The following is a 16,933-nucleotide window of genomic DNA, read 5'->3' on the forward strand; positions in this document are numbered from 1 at the left end:
CAGCGCTTTCTGAGCTCCCACATCTCTCCCAGATACCCCCGGGGGTAATTCTGCTAGGGTCGGCCATATACCCCCGGGGGTAAATAAGAGACGAAGGGAGCATGCTCGTGTTCTTCATCGACACCGTGGACGTGCCAGGGCTGGGAAACCGCGGCTATCTGGCCGGCGGCCGCGAAGCGGCCGTGGTGGTCGACCCGCCACGTGACATCGACCGGATCATCGCCATGGCCGCTCGACGGGGAGTGCGCATCTCCCATGTGGTCGAGACGCATGTGCACAACGACTACGTGACCGGCGGCCTGGAGCTCGCGCGGCTCACCGGCGCCGCCTACCTGGTCCCCGCCGGGGCCCGGGTGGCCTATGAGCGGGTGCCGGTCGGCGACGGGGACACCATAGGCATCGGCGACGGGCTGGCGCTGCGCGCACTGGCCACGCCCGGCCACACCCCGCACCACACCGCGTACGTGCTGGAGGAGGCCGGGCGGGCGGTGGCCGTCTTCACCGGGGGGTCGCTGCTCATCGGTACGGTCGGGCGCCCGGATCTGGTCGAACCGCGGCTGACCGAGCGGCTGGCCCGAGCCCAGCACGCGTCCGTCCACAGGCTCACCGCCGAGCTGCCGGACGAGACCGCCGTACTGCCCACCCATGGCTTCGGGAGCTTCTGCTCCTCCGGGCCGGCCGCGGGCGACGCGACGACGATCGGCGAGCAACGCGCCGCCAACGAGGCGGTCACCGAGGACGCCGACACCTTTGTCGCCCGACTGCTGTCCGGCCTCGACGACATACCCGCGTACTACGCGCACATGGGCCCGGCCAACGCCGGCGGACCGGCGCCCGTCGATCTGACCCCGCCCGCACGCGCGGACGCCGACGAGATAGCCGCGCGCCTGGCGGCCGGCGAATGGGTCGTCGACCTCCGCAACCGCGTCGCCTTCGCCGAGGGCCATGTCGGCGGCACCTTCAACTTCGCGGCCGACGGTCAACTCGCCACCTATCTGGCCTGGTTGCTCCCCTGGGGCAAGCCGGTCACCCTGCTCGCCGAGTCGCCCGAGCAACTGGCCGCCGCCCAGCGCGAACTCGTCCGCGTCGGCATCGACCGGCCCGCTGCCGCCGCCACCGGCCCACTCGCGGCATGGCTGCGGGACAGGGAGCGGCCACGCTCCTTCCCGCGCGCCACCTTCGCCGGGCTCGCCGCCCGGGCCGCGGACCGGGGGACGGTCGTCGTCGATGTCCGCCGGGAGTCCGAGCGCACCCGGGAGCACATCGCGGGTTCGCTGCACATCCCCGTACACCAGCTGCGGGACCGGCTCGCGGAGATCCCGGCGGGCACCGTGTGGGTGCACTGTGCCGGGGGGATGCGGGCCGCCATCGCCGCCTCGCTGCTGGACGCCGCCGGCCGGTCCGTCGTCGCCGTGGACGACGGTTTCGACGCCGCGCGCGAGGCGGGTCTGCCGGTCGTCTCAAGTGTCCCCGGCGGTGCCCCTGAGCGGATCACCGCCGAGCAGGCCCGGACCCGCACCGCGGTGGACGGCGGCGCGGTGCTGCTGGATGTGCGCGAGCCGGAGGAGTGGGCCGCCGGACACGCGCTCGGCGCGGTGCACGCGCCGCTGTCCGCGCTGACGGCCGGGGCGCCACTGCCCCAGGGCCTCCAGGGCCGCCCGCTCGTGGTGATCTGCCGTACCGGCAACCGCTCCCGGCAGGCGGTCGAACTGCTCGTCGGGCGCCGCATCGACGCGGTGGACGTCACCGGTGGGATGGGGGCGTGGGCCGAGGCGGGCCTGCCGGTGGTGGCCGGCCCGGGCGACAACAACAACGCGGTGGCGGGCGGCGCGGGCGACGGCGGCCGGACAGCGTGAGCACCGCGCTTCTCGCCCTGCCCGCCGGGGCCGTCATCGGCCTCGCGCTGGGTGCCCTCGGGGGTGGCGGCAGCGTGCTGGCAGTCCCCGCTCTGATCTATCTGCTCGGCTTCACCCCCGCCGCGGCCACCACCGCGAGCCTGATCATCGTCACCGCCACCTCCGCCACCGCGCTGTACGCACACGCGCGCGACGGCAACGTCCGCTGGCGTACGGGGGCGCTCTTCGCGGCCGCGGGCCTGCTGCCCGCGGCCCTGGGCGGACTGGCCGCCGGCCGGCTGCCGCCCTCCCTGCTGACCGGGGCGTTCGCCCTCGTCGCGGCCGTCGCCGCGCTGCGCATGTTCCGGCACGCGCCCCAAGAGGAGGGCAGCCGACCGGTGCGACCGGGCCGGGCCGCCGGGGCCGGGGCCGGGCTCGGCGCCGTGACGGGCGTCCTGGGCGTGGGCGGCGGCTTTCTCGCCGTACCGGCCCTGGTGGGCGCGCTCGGCCTGCGGATGCGGGCCGCGGTCGGCACCAGCCTGCTGGTCATCACCGCCAACTCGCTGGCCGCGCTGTTCGCCCGCGGCGGAAGCGCCCACGGCATCGACTGGGCGGTCCTCGCGCCCTTCGCCGGGACCGCGATCCTCGGCGCCTGGGACGGGAAACGCCTCGCGGCCAAGGTCTCCGGCGATGCGCTCCGGCGGGCCTTCGCCTCGGTGCTGCTGGCCGTGGCGGCGCTCATGCTGATCGACGTGATCGTATGAGCGTCACGTCGATCAGCGTCATGCGAGGGAGAGAAACAGCTTCTCCAGCCTGGCGCGCATCTGATCCCGGTCCTCGTCCGCGTTTCCCCGCGCCTCGACGTCGGTCAGACACTGCTGCAGACCGGTGGCGATGATGGCGAAGCCCGCCCGGTCCAAGGCGCGCGACGCGGCGGCGAGCTGAGTGACAACGTCCTCGCAGTCCCGCCCCTCCTCGATCATCCGGATCACACCGGAGATCTGCCCCTGAGCACGCCGCAGCCGGTTCAGTACGGCCTTCAGCTCCGCGCCGGCGAGATCCAGTTCCACGAGAACACCTCCACACAATACCCCTAGGGGTAATTTACCCCCCGCATGGGGCACCGTCGACAACCCTCAGGATGTGCACCACCATGAACGCTCCCGACACCTGCACCGCCGACCAGGCCCGTGCCAGTCTGCACGACCTGACGGTCATCGATGTCCGCACACCGGGCGAGTACGCCACGGGACATCTGCCCGGCGCCCACAACATCCCCCTGGACCAACTCGGCCGCGCCCTGCCCGCGATCGAGGAGGCCGCCGGGAGGGGCGGCATACTCCTGGTCTGCGCGTCCGGCACACGCTCCGCGCAGGCGTGCCGGACGCTCGCCGAGCAGGGGGTGGCCGCCGCGACCCTGACCGGAGGGACCAGCGCCTGGGCGGACCGCGGCCATGAGCTGCACCGCCCCGAGACCGCCTCCCGCGCCACCTGGAGCATGGAGCGCCAGGTCCGCTTCACCGCCGGGGCCGTCGTGCTGACCGGTCTGGGCCTCGGTCTGCTGCACCCGGCCTGGCAGCTGGTTTCGGCGGGTGTCGCGGGAGGGCTGGTGTTCTCGGCGCTCACCAACACCTGTGGCATGGCCGCGCTTCTCGCCAGACTCCCCCATAACCGGCCCCGCCCCGCCGACCTCGACGCCACACTGGCCGCCCTGCGGGGACGCTGAGCGCGGGAACACCCCCGCGCCCGCCGAAGCGGCATCGGGCCGCTCGGCGGGACGCGGGGGGCGGTGGTTCAGAGCCGGCCCGTAACCGGCCACCGGTCACCAGCTCTTGGTCACCCGGTGCTCTTTCAGCGATCCGCAGTTGCTCCCGTACGTCCAGGTCGCCTGGTTGTCGATGCCGCCGGCCCAGTCCACGCACTTGCCGCGCGCGGAGACGTACACCGGGCCCGCGTAGGACGTGTAGTCGCCGACGTCCTCCTGGTACTCGCCGTCGTTCGCATAGAGGTAGGCGAACATCGGGAGTGGGGCACCCGTGGCGTTCCGCACGGTGACCACGCAGTTCTTGCCCTTCGCGGAGTTGTACGTCAGGTAGACGGTGCCCTTCTGGCCGATCGGCGCCGAGTTCACCACCTTGTAGCCGCTGCCGCAGACCCCGTTGTACGCGGCCCTGGTGGCGGCCGTGGCCTGCGGGGCCAGGGCCGCGGTGCCCGCGACGGCGGAGGCCAGGACCGCAGTGGCGGCCATATAGCGAGAAAGCTTCATGTATCCCCCTTATTACCCCTGGACGCTGTTTGCGTCATCTAGGAGACATGTGAGGGGGCTGGATGGTTGTAGTCCTCCGGGGCTCGGTAGCCCTCGGCCTGGAGTGCGAACAGGCGGGCGTACTCCCCCGCGGCGGCCATGAGCTCCCCGTGAGTGCCCTGTTCGACGATGCGGCCGTCTTCCAGGACGAGGATGGTGTCCGACTCCCTGACCGCCCCGAGGCGGTGGGAGACCAGCAGGCTGGTGCGTCCCGACCGGTGGTGGCGCAGGCGGCGGTGGATCTCGTGCTCCGCGTCGGCGTCGAGCCCGGCGCTGGGCTCGTCGAGGATGAGCAGGTCGCTGTCCTCGCGCAGGAGGGTGCGGGCCAGCGCGACGCGCTGCCACTGGCCGCCGGACAGCACGACTCCAGTCCGCGGGTCGTCCTGGTCGGCGCTCTCGAAGAAGATCCGGCTGAGCAGCGTGTCGTAGCCCTGCGGGAGTTGCCCCAGCTTGGTGTCGATGTCGGCCAGCCGGGCGGCGGCCCTGACGCGCGGGAGGTCGTTCAGCAGGGACAGGTCTCCGACCCCGATGTTCTCGGCCGCCGTGAGGTCGTAGCACATGAAGTCCTGGGACAGGACGCCCATCCTGCGGCGCAGCTCCGCCGGGGGAATCGTCCTGATGTCGACACCGTCCCAGAGGATGGCGCCGCGGGTGGGGTCGTAGAACCGGCAGAGCAGCTTGATGAGGGTGCTCTTGCCCGCCCCGTTGAGCCCGACGAGCGCGACCGACGACCCGTGCGGCAGCGTGAAACTGACGCCGCGCAACACCCAGGGGTGGCCTTCGTCGTAGCGGAACCACACGTCCCGCAGCTCGATCCCCGCGCGGAGGGGGGAGAGCGCCGGCGCGGTGGCGGCCGGAAGGTCCTCGGGGGTGGAGGTGATCTTCTGGTGGTAGCCGAACAGGAGCAGTGCCTGGTGGGCGGCGGCGAGGCCGGTCGCCAGACCGATCAGCGCCCCCTGCGCACCGGCCACGGCGGCGACGAAGGCCATGACGGCGCCGACGCTCAGAGTGCCGTCGGTGGCCGCGAAGACGGCCCACACCAGCCCTCCCCCGGACACCGCGGAGGACAGCAGGGCGAGCAGGCCGTGGGTGCGGAACTCCTGCCGGTCGACGCGTCGTTCGCCCTGGTGCATGGTGGCAAGCTCGTCCAGCATGCGCCCCTTGAGGAAGTCGCCGAGGCCGAACAGACGGGTCTCCTTCACCGCGTTGAGATCGGTGATCAGCGACGAGTAGAAGAGCTGCCGCCGGGTGGCCGGGGAGATCGTGGCGAGCATGGAGACGCGTCCGCGCGACAGGGCCAGATGGCCCAGGAGGGCGGGCACCGCGGCGGCTGCCACCAGGGCCGCCATGACCGGGCTCAGGGCGGCCAGCGTCGCCAGCAGGCTGACCACGGTGATCATGCTGCGTCCGATGTCGAACAGGCCGGCGGTGGCGGACCCCATCGCGCCGCCGGACGCCTGCGACGCCATGGTGAGGTCGTTGCGGAACTTCGGGTCCTCGAACCGCGCCAGCCCCTGAAGCCCGTTGAGCGCGGTGTACAGCCGATCCTGCATGAGCCGGTCGAGCTTGCGGTCCAGCTCGCTCCGCAGGAAGCGGGTCAGATACGGCAGCAGCCCGGTGGCCAGCCCCACCCCGGCGAGCGCCGCCGACCAGCGCAGGGCGCCCGCCGTATGTCGGGAGGTGAGGTCGTCCACCACGAATTTGGTGATCCACGCCGTGCCGGTGGGCAGCAGCCCGCCGATCACGGTGGCCGCGAGGTAGGCCAGGAAACGTGCCCGCCCCGCACGCCAGCACAGCCCCAGGGCGATGCCCACCGGCCGCATGGACTCCCGCAGGCGTTTCACGCGGTTGGCACCGGCTGGGTCAGCTCACCCGGCTCGTTGACCGCCTGAGTGATCGTTCCGTCGGCCTGGACGAGGAGGAAGGTCGGGAACGCCTTGAGACCGACGCTCTGGACCAGCGCCCGCGCCGCCGCCTCCCGCACGACGGGGATGTCGGGGCCCACCACGGCCAGGAGCTCCTCCGCCTCCCGGCCCTTACCGGAGACGACGGCCAGGACGTTGTCGAAGGCGCGGGCGACCGTGCCCGCGAACTCCGGGGCGTGTTCGTGGCACGCCTCGCAGTCCGCGTCGAAGAACGCCACGAGCCGGGTGCCGGACTCCGCTGCGAGATCCGGGGCCTTGATGCCCACGAGGACCTGCGGGTCGTATGCCGTGAACGTGGGCTGCGCGCCGAGCCTGCCCAACTCGGCGGTGTGTTCGCGGAGCCTGCGCAGCACGGCGAAGGTGAGCAGCAGGTCGAACAGGCAGAGCAGGCCGATCAGCACCACTGCGGCGACAAGGAAGATCATGAAGGCAAGTCTCGCTTCGGGTCGGTGAACAAAAAGGCCAGGTCGTCGAGGCGGACCACGAGGAGCGCGCCGATCAGCGCCATGGCGAGGGTGAGGGCGATTCCGGCCGGCTGCGGCGGCCAGGCCGCATCCGTGAACCCCGCGGTCAGGCCGACGCCGCCGATGACGGCGAGGGTCAGATTGCGCACGACGTGGATCGGGCCCATCGGAGTGGCCGAGGCGCCGAAGCAGCGGCACGGGGCCGGCCGGCCGCCGCGCAGCGCCATGACGATGCCCGTGGTGAAGGCCACGAGCAGACCGATCGCCACCACGAGACCGACGAGCGCGGTGCCGGTGACCGCGAGTAGTGCCGTCGCCGCGACTTCACCGGCCACGATCGCCCCCGCGGCCCCCGCGGATGTTCTCCGGGACAGCAGCCGCAAGGCGACGATCGAGGACGTGAATTCGGCGAATGCCGCGCGGTCGCGGACCTTGCCCGTCAGGGCGACGAGGAAGACCGCGAAGAGCAGCGCGCGGCACCCGAGAAACAGATAGGACATCAATCAGCAGGGGATGTCCCAGTACTCGCACGGCCCGCAGCTGGAGGTCCCGCCCACGACGTGACACAGCCGCTTGAGCTGTGCGTAGTTCCCGAAGGCGTCGACCCACCCGCAGGAGCCGCACTTCTTGTAGTACGAGACATCGGCGCTCGCCGTGGCCTTCGGCACCAGGCGCTCCAGCACCTTGTCCATCAAAGCGAACATGAATGTTCCCTTCTCTCGAGGACGATCTTTGCCGAGGCTACGGACGGGCCATATACGGGCTCATACACCGCGGCGAGACCGCGCCGCCGTGCGTGCCGTACGCGCGGCCGCGGCCGGTAACTCCGTGGCGTACAGCCGGATCAGCCGGTGCATGCGGAAGTGCCCCTCCCCCACGGCCTCCAGGAGACGGGCCCGCACCAGTTGGTCCAGCGTGGCCTCCGTGGTGGAGGCATCGCCGCCCAGCAGCGCCGCGGCGAGCCCGGCGCTGATGTCGGCGGGGCACACCGCGCCCAGCAGCTGGAACGCCCGGGCCGCGGTGTCGTCGGACAGCGTCTGATAGCTGGCCGCGAAGCAGGCGCGAAGGTCCAGGTCGCCCGTGGACCACTCGTTGAGCGTCCGCCGTTCCAGCCGCCGCCGCAGCCAGGCAGGCGGCAGGTCGGGGCGCGCCGCGAGCCGCGCGCCCGCGATCCGGACGGCCAGGGGGTGCCCCGCGCACGCCCTGGCGACCGCGCCGATCGCCTCCGGGTCCTCCGCGGCCCTGCCCTCGCCCGCGTGCAGGGCCAATGCCGCCACGGCTTCCGCATGGGCGAGCTCGCCGAGGACGATCTGCTCGGCGTCCAGGGTGGCGAGCACCGCCCGGCCGGTGACGATGGTGGCGCACCCTCGGCCGGCCGGTAACAGCGGTCTCACCTGCGCGGCGCTCGTCGCGTTGTCCAGGAGGAGCAGCACCCGCCGTTCGGCGAGCAGCGACTGGAGCAGCGCGGCCGCCTCCGCCTCGACAACCGGGAGTTCCTGCCGGTCGACGCCCAGGGCGCGCAGGAACCGGCCGAGCACCTCGCCGGGAGGCAGCGGCTCCAGGCCTGAGGTCGCCCCCTGGAGGTCCACATACAGCTGTCCGTCGGGGTAGTGGTCGGCGACATCGTAGGCGGCGCGGAGCCCGAGGGCCGACTTCCCGATGCCGCCCGGCCCGTGGATCGCGACCACGGGCGGGCCCGCGTCCGCGCGTAACGCGTGGGTCATGCGGGCCAGTTCCGCCGCGCGCCCCTCGAAGATCGGCGGTTTCGGCGGCAGTTGCCGCGGCATGGGCCGGGCGAGCGGGGGTCCGGACACCGTGACGGACACGGAGGGACCGGGGCCCGGCGGCGGAGCCTCAAGCTCCGGATCGCGGGCGAGCATCGACTGAAGGAGTCGGCAGAGCTCGCGGCCCGGGTCGACGCCAAGTTCCTCGCTCAGGAGTGCGCGCGCCCGGTGGAAGACGCTCACCGCGGCCTGGACGTCTCCGCCGCGGTAGAGCGCCAGCATCAGGTGGCCATAGGCGCGTTCCCGCAGCGGATGGCGTTCGAGGAACGGACGGAGCCGGTCCGCCACGTTTCGATGGTCCCCGAGCGCGAGACCGGCTTCCGCGCGGTCCTCGACCGCCTGCGCGTAGTGCTCGGCGAGGACCTGCGCGATCTCGTTCAGGGCGGAACCCAAGGGGATGTCCTCCAACGGGCGCCCCCGCCACTGCGCCAGGGCGTGGTCGAACGCCGCGGCGGCGGTGCGAGCATCCCCCTTCGCAAGCGCCTTGCGCCCCTGCTCCGCCGTTTCCTCGAAGGTCCACACATCCAGTTCACCCGGCTCGACCCGCAGCGAGTAGCCGGACGGCGAGGTCGTCAGGCGCTCGCCGAACGCCTGATCACTGCGCCGTATCCGCATGACGTAGGTGCGGAGATTGGGCACGGCGGAGGACGGCGCCCGGTCGCCCCAGATCTCGTTGATCAGCGTGGAGACCGCGGCCACCTGACCGGCGGAGGCCAGCAGCGCAGCGGCGATCGTTCGCTGTTTGCCCCCCGCGACATGGATTCGACGATCTTCGGCTCGGATCTCGAGCGGGCCAAGGAGCCGGAATCTCATCGTGGGGCAAGCCTGCGGACCACGACTCCCATCAGCCGCTCGGCCGGATACAAGCCTCGATGCCGGGAATCGATGCTGTCGGCGCGGTTGTCGCCGAGCACCGCGAGGGCTCCCGCCCCCACCCGCCCCTCACCGGGCACCTCGGGCGGCACGGGGTCACCCGGAACGGCAACGACGCGTTTCACGTTCCAGATCCGGCCGTCGGCACCGGCCGTGGCGGCCGTGCGCCAGGGCCCCTCCGACGGAGGTTCCAGCACGACGATGTCGCCGACCCTCACCTGCCGCGGCCGCCTTCGCCTGACGAGGACGCGGTCGCCGTGCGTCATCGTGGGCGCCATGCTCATACCGTCGACGGTGACCACGACCAGCTTCCTGCGCGCCCACAACAGCGCCACACAGATGGCCAAGGCCCCCGACGTCACCCCCGTCAGGATCATGTCGGCATCTTATTCACGGCCACAGGAAAGTTGAGCGGTTTGACCGATGAGCACAGCCATGGCCGTGGGAGCGCTCCCGTGACACTATTTCCTCACACCCCACGGGAACCCCATCGGAAACGGAGGATCGGGCATGAGATCCCCATTATTGACATGGCCGCGACGATTGATCGCGGCGGCGGCGCTGCTGGCGCTCACCGTCGCCCTGGGCGTGACACCCGCGACCGCCCGCACGCACGCACCGACGGCAGCCGCGGCCAAGACGGTGTACATCCCGCCGAGTTGGGCGGCGACCGGCGAGGTGCCATGGGCCCAGAACCGGACCAAGGAGTCCAACAATTTCATCCTGCTGTGGGGAGAGAAGTCGGGCACCGACCCCAAGAACGCCTCGGGACAGTACCGGTTCGACCCCGATGACATCCTCAGCCAGCTGGAGCGGCTGTACACCTTCTACGTCAACTCGCTGCAGTTCACGCCGGAGACCGGTCTGCTGTCCCAGTACAAGATCGATGTGATCGTCACCCAGACCTGGAACAACAGCAACCTCAACGCCTGGGCCTCGGGCGGCCAGGCCGACGGCAAGGTCGGCGTGATCAACATCGCCCCCGGCGCGGCCCAGCCCGGCTCCTGGGGACTGGCCCATGAGCTGGGCCATGTGTTCCAGAACTACACCTTCATGGGCAAGGGCGGCGGCGCCGGGCTGACCGACCCGTCGGCCGGGACGTTCTGGGAGACCGGCGCCGAGTACATGGCGATGCAGGTGTACCCGGACGGGGGCGCGGGCGATCTGACCAGATTCCTGCGCACCGAGAACCTCGCCTACTCCTCCAGCCGCCACCACTACGGCAACTGGATGCTGGTGCAGTACCTGGTCGACCGCTACGGCGGGATGAAGACCTTCACCGACATCTGGAACCAGGCCAAGAACAACGAACACCCGCTGGAGGTCTACCGGCGGATCAACAACCTCAGCCAGGCCCAGCTGAACACGCGGATCGCGGAGTACGCGCAGCGCCAGGTCACCTACGACTACTCCAACCGGTCCCACATCATGCCGTTCATCAACAACGTCTACGGCGCGGGCTTCATCAACGCCTACAACGGCGTCCCGGTGAACGCCGTCAACCAGTCCGCCGGCCACTACGCCATCCCGGACCCGCTCGCCCCGTCCGACTACGGCTACAACAAGATCAAGCTGGTGCCCAGCAGCGACGGGGCGCTGATCAAGCTGCACCTCAAGGGTCATGTCAACACGGCCGCCGGGTCCGGCTGGTCCTACGGCTTTGTCGCGGTGAAGAACGGCACCCCGCGCTACGGTCCCGTCTCCACGAGCGCCGACGGCCAGCTCAGCTTCCAGACCCAGCCCGGCGAGAAGGAGGTGTACCTGGTGGTCACCGGTGCCCCGAGCACCGTGCACCACTACGCCTACCTCGACGGCTACACCAAGAACTACCGCTATCCGTACGAGTTCCGGATCAGCGGCGCCATCCCGTCCGGCTTTGAGCCGGGCTACCAGAAGCCGGCCGCCACCGGTGGCGGACACTGGCACTCCAACGGTGGTGGCTGGGTCGACAACCGCGCCAATGTCGCCGCCAGCGCCTACGTCGGGCCGCGCGCCGCGGTGTACGGCAGCTCCACCGTCACCGGCAACGCCCGTATCGAGGGCCTGTCCTGGGTGAACTCGGGCGCCACCGTCGGCGGCAACGTCGTGGTCAAGGACAACGCCATCGTCCAGGGCGGGGCCAATCTGTCGGGCAGCGTGGTCCTGGGCGGCGACGCCGAGATGGCCATCAGCTGCTCCTCGGGCACCTATCTGCTGTTCAACCCGGACCGAAACTGCGACGGCCGCGGCGGGGAGACGGACATCAACCCCGCGCACGGCACCTTCACCGACGACGAACTGGCCATCACCATCTCCTGACGCCCCCGCTCATGCGTCGAGGGCGGCCGCGCACTCTGCGCGACCGCCCTCGGCGGCGTGGTGTGGTCGACCGAGCCCTTGCCGGCTCAGTCTTCGCCGGCTCAGCCCTTACCGGCTCAGCCCTTGTAGGCCATGCCCTTGCCCAGATCGTCGACATACGACGAGATCCAGGCCAGCGGGGCGTTCCAGTTGATGGTCACCTCGTTGGTGGAGAACGCCATGATGTCGTCGGTGTAGCACATCGCCGGGGCGCAGCCCTTGAGCTTCTTCTGGGCGACCGGGTCCTCAAGACCGGAGTTCGGGCCACCGGCCAGCGTGCCGGGCGAGGGGCTCGGCAGCTTGGCGTCGAGCTGGTGCGCCCAGAAGCGGTGGTGCTGGCGGTGCGAGTCCCGTTCGCCGTAGCCCGTGACATAGGACTGGTTGAGCGGGTTACCGCCCAGCAGATAGTCCATGCCGTGCAGCACCGCGACACGGTAGCGGGTCTTACCGGTCAGTTCGTGTGCCGTGGCGAGCACGACCATGTTGTTCAGCACCTGGCTGTTGGAACCCCACTCGTACTTGCCGCTCTTCGGCGCGTACGGCACTCCGTACGCCGACTTCGCGGAGAACGAGGCGTAGCGGTCGGCGGCCCGGATCACCGTCTTGCGCACCTCGGCGCGCTGCTTGGCGGTGAGCTTGTTGGGTACGGTGGCCAGGTCGAGCTGTCCGAGGCCCGCGGTCTGTGCCCAGGACAGGGCGCTGGTGCGCGGGAAGATCTGGTCGACGTCGCCGTACAGCGGAGAGTTGAGGACGGCCTTGCGGTAGGTGTTGTCACCGGTGGTGATGAACAGCTCGGACGCGGCCCAGTAGAACTCGTCGCTGACGTTGCTGTCGCCGTACGCGCCACCGCCCGTGGAGTCCTGGTCGCCGGCGAGCATGTTCGGATGTGCCTTGGCCGCGGCCCACGCGGTCTTGGCCACCTTCAGGCTCCGGGCGGCGAACTGCGGGTCGTACGGCTTGAAGAGGCGGGCGCTCTGGGCGGCGGTGGCCGCGAGGTTGAGCGTGGCGGCGGTGGACGGCGTGTGCAGCTCGCGCTGCTGCTTGTCCTGGTCCGGCCGCGTCGGGAAGCCGGTCCACTCCTTGTCGTGCACCTTATGGAAGGCCATACCGGCCAGCGGCTTGCCCTGAGGCACCTGCATACGCATCAGGAAGTCCATCTCCCAGCGGGCCTCGTCGAGGATGTCCGGGATGCCGTTGCCGTGCTCGGGCACCCGGAGCTTGCCGTCGCCCAGCGGCTTGGCGTCGGCGCCCTTGATGGTCTTGGTGCGTTCGAACTCCGACATCAGCTGGGCCACGGAGATACCGCCGTTGACGACGTACTTGCCCTGGTCGCCGGCGTCGTACCAGCCGCCGGAGACATTGCGGCGGTAGTCGCACACACCCTGCTGGCACGGGACGTCGGTGTCGCCCCGGTGCGGACCGGCCTTGTCATGACCCGCGGGGCGGGCGTACTTGCCGCCGACGAGATCAGCGTCGATCTTGATGCCGCTGCGGTTCTGGTAGAAGTACTCCAGCGAGTCGCGGCGCAGCGAGCTGTAGAGATCGTCGCTGATGGAGAACGGCTCGCTCTGCTTCCCGTCGACGTTGACGGTGTACCCCTTGCCCTTGTCCGTGACCTTGCTGAAGTCGAAGGTCTGGACGTTCTGCCCGGAGCTCGGGTCGATGCCCGCGGGGGTGGTGGTGCCGCTGGCCCGCTTGGTGCCGTCGGCGGCCCGGAGGGTCCACCTCAGGGGCTTGGTGGCGTCGGTGACGACGGTGCCCTTCTTGGGGCCGTGGGTCAGATAGCCGACCTGGTTCACTCGCACCGGGGAGCCGGTGTTGAGCTTGGGGCCGGGCTTCTCCGCACCGGCCGCCTCGGCGCCGCGCGGGGTGCCGCGGTCCGCGGCCATTGCCGCAGGTGCCGCCAGGGCACCCGCGGCAATGGCCGTGGCGACCGCCGCGCCCAGCATGCGCCGGCGGCGGCGGCCGGTCCGGTCGGTGGCGGGACGTACTCGGGGGGCAGCAGGCATCAAGGCTTCAGCTCTTCCGGAGGGGACAGGGGCAACACGGCGGCGCGATTTGGGGTCGCGGCCGCGAATTTCCATGCCTCAGAGCCTAGGAAGCCGCCCTGGCCTGCAGCTTCGTACGCTTAGCCGAAATCCGAGTACATCAGTCGACCGAATTCCTCCTCATCCAATTGAGGTATTCCGGCCGGCCTGGACGGTAAAGGCCGCGGTGTGGACCTGGCCCTGGTGCTTGAAGTCCAGGAACAGGCGGTACGCGCCCGGGCTCGGTGCCGTCGCCATGAAGGAGATCTCGGGGCCGGGCTCCGTCCTGCCGTCTCCGGGCTCGCCACCGGGGTGGACGTGCAGATAGGCGAGGTCGCCGGAGCGCAGGGCGACCAGGTGGCCGTAGGCGCCGAGGTAGGGCTGGAGATCCCGCACCGGCTTGCCGTCCTTGCTGACGGTGAGCGTCAGCTCGCTGCTCTTGCCCGGGGTGAGGCCGCCGGCCAGCTCGACCTGGTACCCGTCGACGCGGGCCGTGGTGTCGCTCACGGGCAGCTTCGCCGACTCGTACGCTCCGGGCACGGCCAGGTCGGTGCCGAGGGTGAGCCCTTCCCCGCCCTTGGGCGTGAAGTCGGCGAAGACCCGGTACGGGCCGGCCTCGGGCAGAGCCACGGACGTGGACCAGGTGCCGTCGGCCGCCCGGGTCGGGTGCAGATGACGGAAGGTCGCCAGGTCGCGTGAGGCGACGATCAGGTGCAGTTCCTTGTCGTGCTCGCGGTCGTAGGCGGTGAGCGGGCGTCCGGTCGCCTCCCGCACGATGGCGAAGCGCAGCTCGGCGCGCTTGCCCGGCTGGAGCCGCGGGGTCTTCAGATCGAGGGTGTAGCCCCCTTCGGATATCTGCAGGCCCCCGGGCGGGGAGAGCTCCTGGCCTCCGGCCTCATCTTCTCCGCCGTGCTCATCTCCTCCGCCGTGCTCGCTCCCCTCACCCCGCGCGCTGTCCGTATGCCCCTGGTGAGCCGCGCTCGCCGGCTCGGGCGAGATCTCGCCGACTCCGCTGCCCACGCCGTACGCGGTGCCGAAGGTGGCGGCCAGCGCGGCGGCGAATGCGGCGATCCGCAGTCCGGTCTTCATGACACATCCCTTGTCTCCTGGCCGCTGGTCCTGCGGCCTTCACGTCACGCGGCGGAGCCGCATATCGACCACGCGGCGGAGCCGCATATCGACACCCCAAGTTACCCCCTGGGGGTATCAAGTCAACCCCGGGTCGGCCTTGTGGTCGATACGGGTGGGGGGTATACATAAAGGCGTCACCGATACCCTGCTGGGGTATCCACCGATCGATGACGGAGGACCACCCATGTCGGACTGCTGCACCCCCGGCGGAAGCTGCCACACCACGTCCACGACCAGCTACCGGGTCGAGGGCGTCGGCAGCGCCCACTGCCAGGGCGTCGTCGCCAAGGCCGTCGGTGCCCTGGACGACGTCAAGGACGTCGAGGTCGAGATCGGCACCGGACTGGTGACCGTGACGACCGCCACCAAGCCCGATGCGGCGTTCGACCAGCTGCTCGCCAAGACCGTCGACGAGGCGGGCTACGGCTTCGCCGGCCGCGTGGCCGCCGCGAACGCCTGATCTGTCCCACCCCGGGCGGGGCCGCCCCCCCCGCGGGGCCGCCCCCCCCCCCCGGCGGGCTCCTCCTCGGGGGGCTCAGCCCCGCATGTGCAGCAGCTTCGTGGCCAGCAGCGCGAGGTGCTTACGCCACTCCGCGAGCGCCGCGTCCCGCTCCTCGGCGGCCTCGGCCGGGCCGGTCTGGGTGAGGATGAGGCGCGCGCCGTGGCCCGTGCCGACGGTCAGCTGCCACCGGACCCGGCCGACCGGGCGGCCGCCGAGGAGCCAGTCGTACGAGAGCTCGCGCGGCGCGGTCACATCCGCGACCGGGCCGGGCGGGACCGCGTCCGTACGGAACCCGATCGGCACCGCGCCGCCCACCACGGGCTCCTCGGCGCCGGCCGGTCCGGTCAGCGCCTGCCACACCGTCTCGGCCGGACGGACCAGCTGCCGCTCGAACCGCAGCCGCCAGCCGTCCTCGGTGGTCTCGACGACCCCCTCGGCCAGTCCGAACGCCTCGACATAGCGCTCGTGCAGCTCGGCCGTGTCCGCCGCGATCCCGCTCTTCTCGCCGTCCAGCAGGGTGGCCAGCGCCGAGATGCAGGTGTGCCAGCCGGAGGCGAAGCTGGCCGCGCCGAAGCGGTCGCGGAAGGTGTGGGTGAGGGTCAGCGCGCTGCCTTCGGCCTCGGGGCGCAGCTCCCAGCGGAGCAGATCGTCGCCCCAGGTGAAGACGAAGACGCGCGGTGGGTCGAGCTCCGTGACGGCCCCGTGGGTGTCCGGTACGTCATGCCCGGGGAAGACGAAGTCGATCCGCCCGCCGACCCGGGGCTCCAGCCGGACCTCGGCGGGGAACCAGTGGGCCATCAGGGCGGGCTCGGTCAGGGCCCGCCAGACCTCCTCGGGCGGATGGCCGATCCGCCGCTCCAGACGCAGGGCGGAGCGGCCGCCCTCGGTCGAGCTCAGGGTGTCCTTCACCACACATCTCCCCTTTTTTTCGGGGCTCGCTTCGCCTCCGGGGCGCAGCAGCCCCGACGGTCGCCATACAACCACGGTGAACGCTACTGCCGCCGACCGCGCCCCGACCGGCCCGCTCGGTCAGACCTCCTCCGCCGCCGTGCTGCGCCGGTTCCAGGCGCGCGGCGCGCGCCATCCGAACCGCATCGCCATCAGCCGGACCAGGAACGCCACGGTGGCCGCGAGGGCGCTGGTGCCGCCCGTCAGCGCGTCGTAGTGGATGAGCAGCGCCGCGATCGTGGCGCCCACGATGGCCGGGACCGCGTACAGGCCGCGGTCCCAGCGCAGCAGTGAGGGCACCTCGTGGGCGAGGAGGTCGCGCAGCACGCCGCCGCCGATCGCCGTGGTCATGCCGAGGACGGCGCAGAAGGTGAGGCCGAGCCCGTGGTCGTACGCCTTCATGGTGCCGGTGACGCAGAAGAGCCCGAGGCCGGCCGCGTCGAAGACGCCCACCGCCGCCATGATCCGCTCCACCTCGGGGTGCAGGAAGAAGACGATGACGGTGGCGATGAGCGGGGTGATGAAGTAGCCGAGATCAGTGAAGGCGGCCGGCGGTACGGCGCCGATGACCAGGTCGCGGAACACCCCGCCGCCCAGCGCGGTGACCTCGGCGAGCATCGCCATGCCGACGACGTCGAAGTTCTTGCGCACGGCGAGCAGGGCGCCGGATATCGCGAAGACGAAGATTCCGACGAGGTCGAGCGAGTGCTGGACGGACGGGCTGAACAGATCGATGAACACCCGACATTTTTACTCATCGGGTGTTCTCGCCCTCGGGCCGCTCCCCCAGGGGCTGCCCCCG

Annotated in this window: 15 protein-coding genes and 3 pseudogenes; 6 read left to right on the forward strand and 12 right to left on the reverse strand. The window is 71.1% G+C overall.

Going from position 1 to position 16,933, the window contains the following annotated elements; genetic code table 11:
- Nucleotides 1-107 precede the first annotated feature (107 nt).
- The 3 genes and pseudogenes from ACWDSL_RS00065 to ACWDSL_RS00075 form a co-directional block, all read left to right on the forward strand.
- Nucleotides 108-1,463, forward strand: a pseudogene (locus ACWDSL_RS00065) (MBL fold metallo-hydrolase); the annotation flags it as partial.
- Nucleotides 1,464-1,586: 123 nt separating this feature from the next.
- Nucleotides 1,587-1,856 (forward strand): annotated as a pseudogene (locus ACWDSL_RS00070) (rhodanese-like domain-containing protein); the annotation flags it as partial.
- Complete coding sequence (locus tag ACWDSL_RS00075) at nucleotides 1,853-2,599, forward strand: sulfite exporter TauE/SafE family protein (RefSeq protein WP_450480032.1); 747 nt, start codon at nucleotides 1,853-1,855, stop codon at nucleotides 2,597-2,599. The pseudogene ACWDSL_RS00070 and the gene ACWDSL_RS00075, both read left to right, overlap by 4 nt.
- Before the next feature lie 18 nt (nucleotides 2,600-2,617).
- Here the strand turns inward: ACWDSL_RS00075 and ACWDSL_RS00080 are convergent, their stop codons facing one another.
- A complete protein-coding gene (locus ACWDSL_RS00080) occupies nucleotides 2,618-2,905 on the reverse strand; it encodes a metal-sensitive transcriptional regulator (RefSeq protein WP_014174404.1) in 288 nt (95 codons plus the stop codon).
- Nucleotides 2,906-2,988: 83 nt separating this feature from the next.
- On the opposite strand from ACWDSL_RS00080, the gene ACWDSL_RS00085 reads away from it, so the two are divergent.
- Entirely contained in the window at nucleotides 2,989-3,561 is a 573-nt protein-coding gene (locus ACWDSL_RS00085; RefSeq protein ID WP_450480035.1) for a rhodanese-like domain-containing protein, read from the forward strand.
- Between the two features lie 96 nt (nucleotides 3,562-3,657).
- On the opposite strand, the gene ACWDSL_RS00090 is transcribed toward ACWDSL_RS00085, so the two are convergent.
- From ACWDSL_RS00090 to ACWDSL_RS00120, 7 genes are read right to left on the reverse strand one after another with little or no spacing between them, the layout of a single operon-like run.
- Nucleotides 3,658-4,101: a spore-associated protein A gene (locus ACWDSL_RS00090; RefSeq protein ID WP_450480037.1), complete on the reverse strand. Its 444-nt coding sequence runs from the start codon at nucleotides 4,099-4,101 to the stop codon at nucleotides 3,658-3,660.
- Between the two features lie 38 nt (nucleotides 4,102-4,139).
- Complete coding sequence (locus tag ACWDSL_RS00095) at nucleotides 4,140-5,984, reverse strand: ABC transporter ATP-binding protein (RefSeq protein ID WP_450480038.1); 1,845 nt, start codon at nucleotides 5,982-5,984, stop codon at nucleotides 4,140-4,142.
- Nucleotides 5,981-6,490 (reverse strand): hypothetical protein, encoded by a 510-nt coding sequence (locus tag ACWDSL_RS00100; protein WP_450480040.1) that lies wholly within the window; start codon nucleotides 6,488-6,490, stop codon nucleotides 5,981-5,983. Before ACWDSL_RS00100 ends, ACWDSL_RS00095 begins: the two co-directional genes overlap by 4 nt.
- The gene (locus ACWDSL_RS00105; protein WP_450480042.1) at nucleotides 6,487-7,029 is read right to left on the reverse strand and encodes a MauE/DoxX family redox-associated membrane protein; all 543 of its coding nucleotides are present in this window, start codon (nucleotides 7,027-7,029) and stop codon (nucleotides 6,487-6,489) included. The genes ACWDSL_RS00100 and ACWDSL_RS00105 overlap by 4 nt, the downstream gene beginning before the upstream one ends.
- A 3-nt stretch (nucleotides 7,030-7,032) precedes the next feature.
- The gene (locus tag ACWDSL_RS00110) at nucleotides 7,033-7,233 is read right to left on the reverse strand and encodes a hypothetical protein (RefSeq protein ID WP_450480044.1); all 201 of its coding nucleotides are present in this window, start codon (nucleotides 7,231-7,233) and stop codon (nucleotides 7,033-7,035) included.
- 60 nt (nucleotides 7,234-7,293) lie between these two features.
- A complete protein-coding gene (locus ACWDSL_RS00115; RefSeq protein WP_450480046.1) occupies nucleotides 7,294-9,126 on the reverse strand; it encodes a BTAD domain-containing putative transcriptional regulator in 1,833 nt (610 codons plus the stop codon).
- Nucleotides 9,123-9,563 (reverse strand): S26 family signal peptidase, encoded by a 441-nt coding sequence (locus ACWDSL_RS00120; RefSeq protein ID WP_450480048.1) that lies wholly within the window; start codon nucleotides 9,561-9,563, stop codon nucleotides 9,123-9,125. The genes ACWDSL_RS00115 and ACWDSL_RS00120 overlap by 4 nt, the downstream gene beginning before the upstream one ends.
- Before the next feature lie 133 nt (nucleotides 9,564-9,696).
- Here ACWDSL_RS00120 and ACWDSL_RS00125 point away from each other — a divergent pair, with 133 nt between their 5' ends.
- Entirely contained in the window at nucleotides 9,697-11,484 is a 1,788-nt protein-coding gene (locus ACWDSL_RS00125) for a DUF6055 domain-containing protein (RefSeq protein ID WP_450480050.1), read from the forward strand.
- A 116-nt stretch (nucleotides 11,485-11,600) separates the two neighbouring features.
- Here ACWDSL_RS00125 and ACWDSL_RS00130 read toward each other — a convergent pair.
- Together ACWDSL_RS00130 and ACWDSL_RS00135 are read right to left on the reverse strand one after the other, a co-directional pair.
- Nucleotides 11,601-13,460 (reverse strand): annotated as a pseudogene (locus ACWDSL_RS00130) (glycoside hydrolase family 9 protein); the annotation flags it as partial.
- Nucleotides 13,461-13,691: 231 nt separating this feature from the next.
- The gene (locus ACWDSL_RS00135) at nucleotides 13,692-14,639 is read right to left on the reverse strand and encodes a hypothetical protein (protein ID WP_450480052.1); all 948 of its coding nucleotides are present in this window, start codon (nucleotides 14,637-14,639) and stop codon (nucleotides 13,692-13,694) included.
- Between the two features lie 226 nt (nucleotides 14,640-14,865).
- Between ACWDSL_RS00135 and ACWDSL_RS00140 the strand changes: the two genes are divergently transcribed.
- A complete protein-coding gene (locus tag ACWDSL_RS00140) occupies nucleotides 14,866-15,141 on the forward strand; it encodes a heavy-metal-associated domain-containing protein (RefSeq protein WP_385631973.1) in 276 nt (91 codons plus the stop codon).
- A gap of 75 nt (nucleotides 15,142-15,216) precedes the next feature.
- Here ACWDSL_RS00140 and ACWDSL_RS00145 read toward each other — a convergent pair whose 3' ends face one another.
- Nucleotides 15,217-16,092 carry an SRPBCC family protein gene (locus tag ACWDSL_RS00145; RefSeq protein WP_450480054.1) on the reverse strand — a complete coding sequence of 292 codons (876 nt, stop codon included), beginning with the start codon at nucleotides 16,090-16,092 and terminating at the stop codon, nucleotides 15,217-15,219.
- 120 nt (nucleotides 16,093-16,212) lie between these two features.
- Complete coding sequence (locus tag ACWDSL_RS00150; RefSeq protein WP_385615663.1) at nucleotides 16,213-16,872, reverse strand: trimeric intracellular cation channel family protein; 660 nt, start codon at nucleotides 16,870-16,872, stop codon at nucleotides 16,213-16,215.
- Nucleotides 16,873-16,933: the final 61 nt, after the last annotated feature.

The sequence above is a fragment of the Streptomyces sp. NPDC000941 genome (assembly GCF_053599555.1).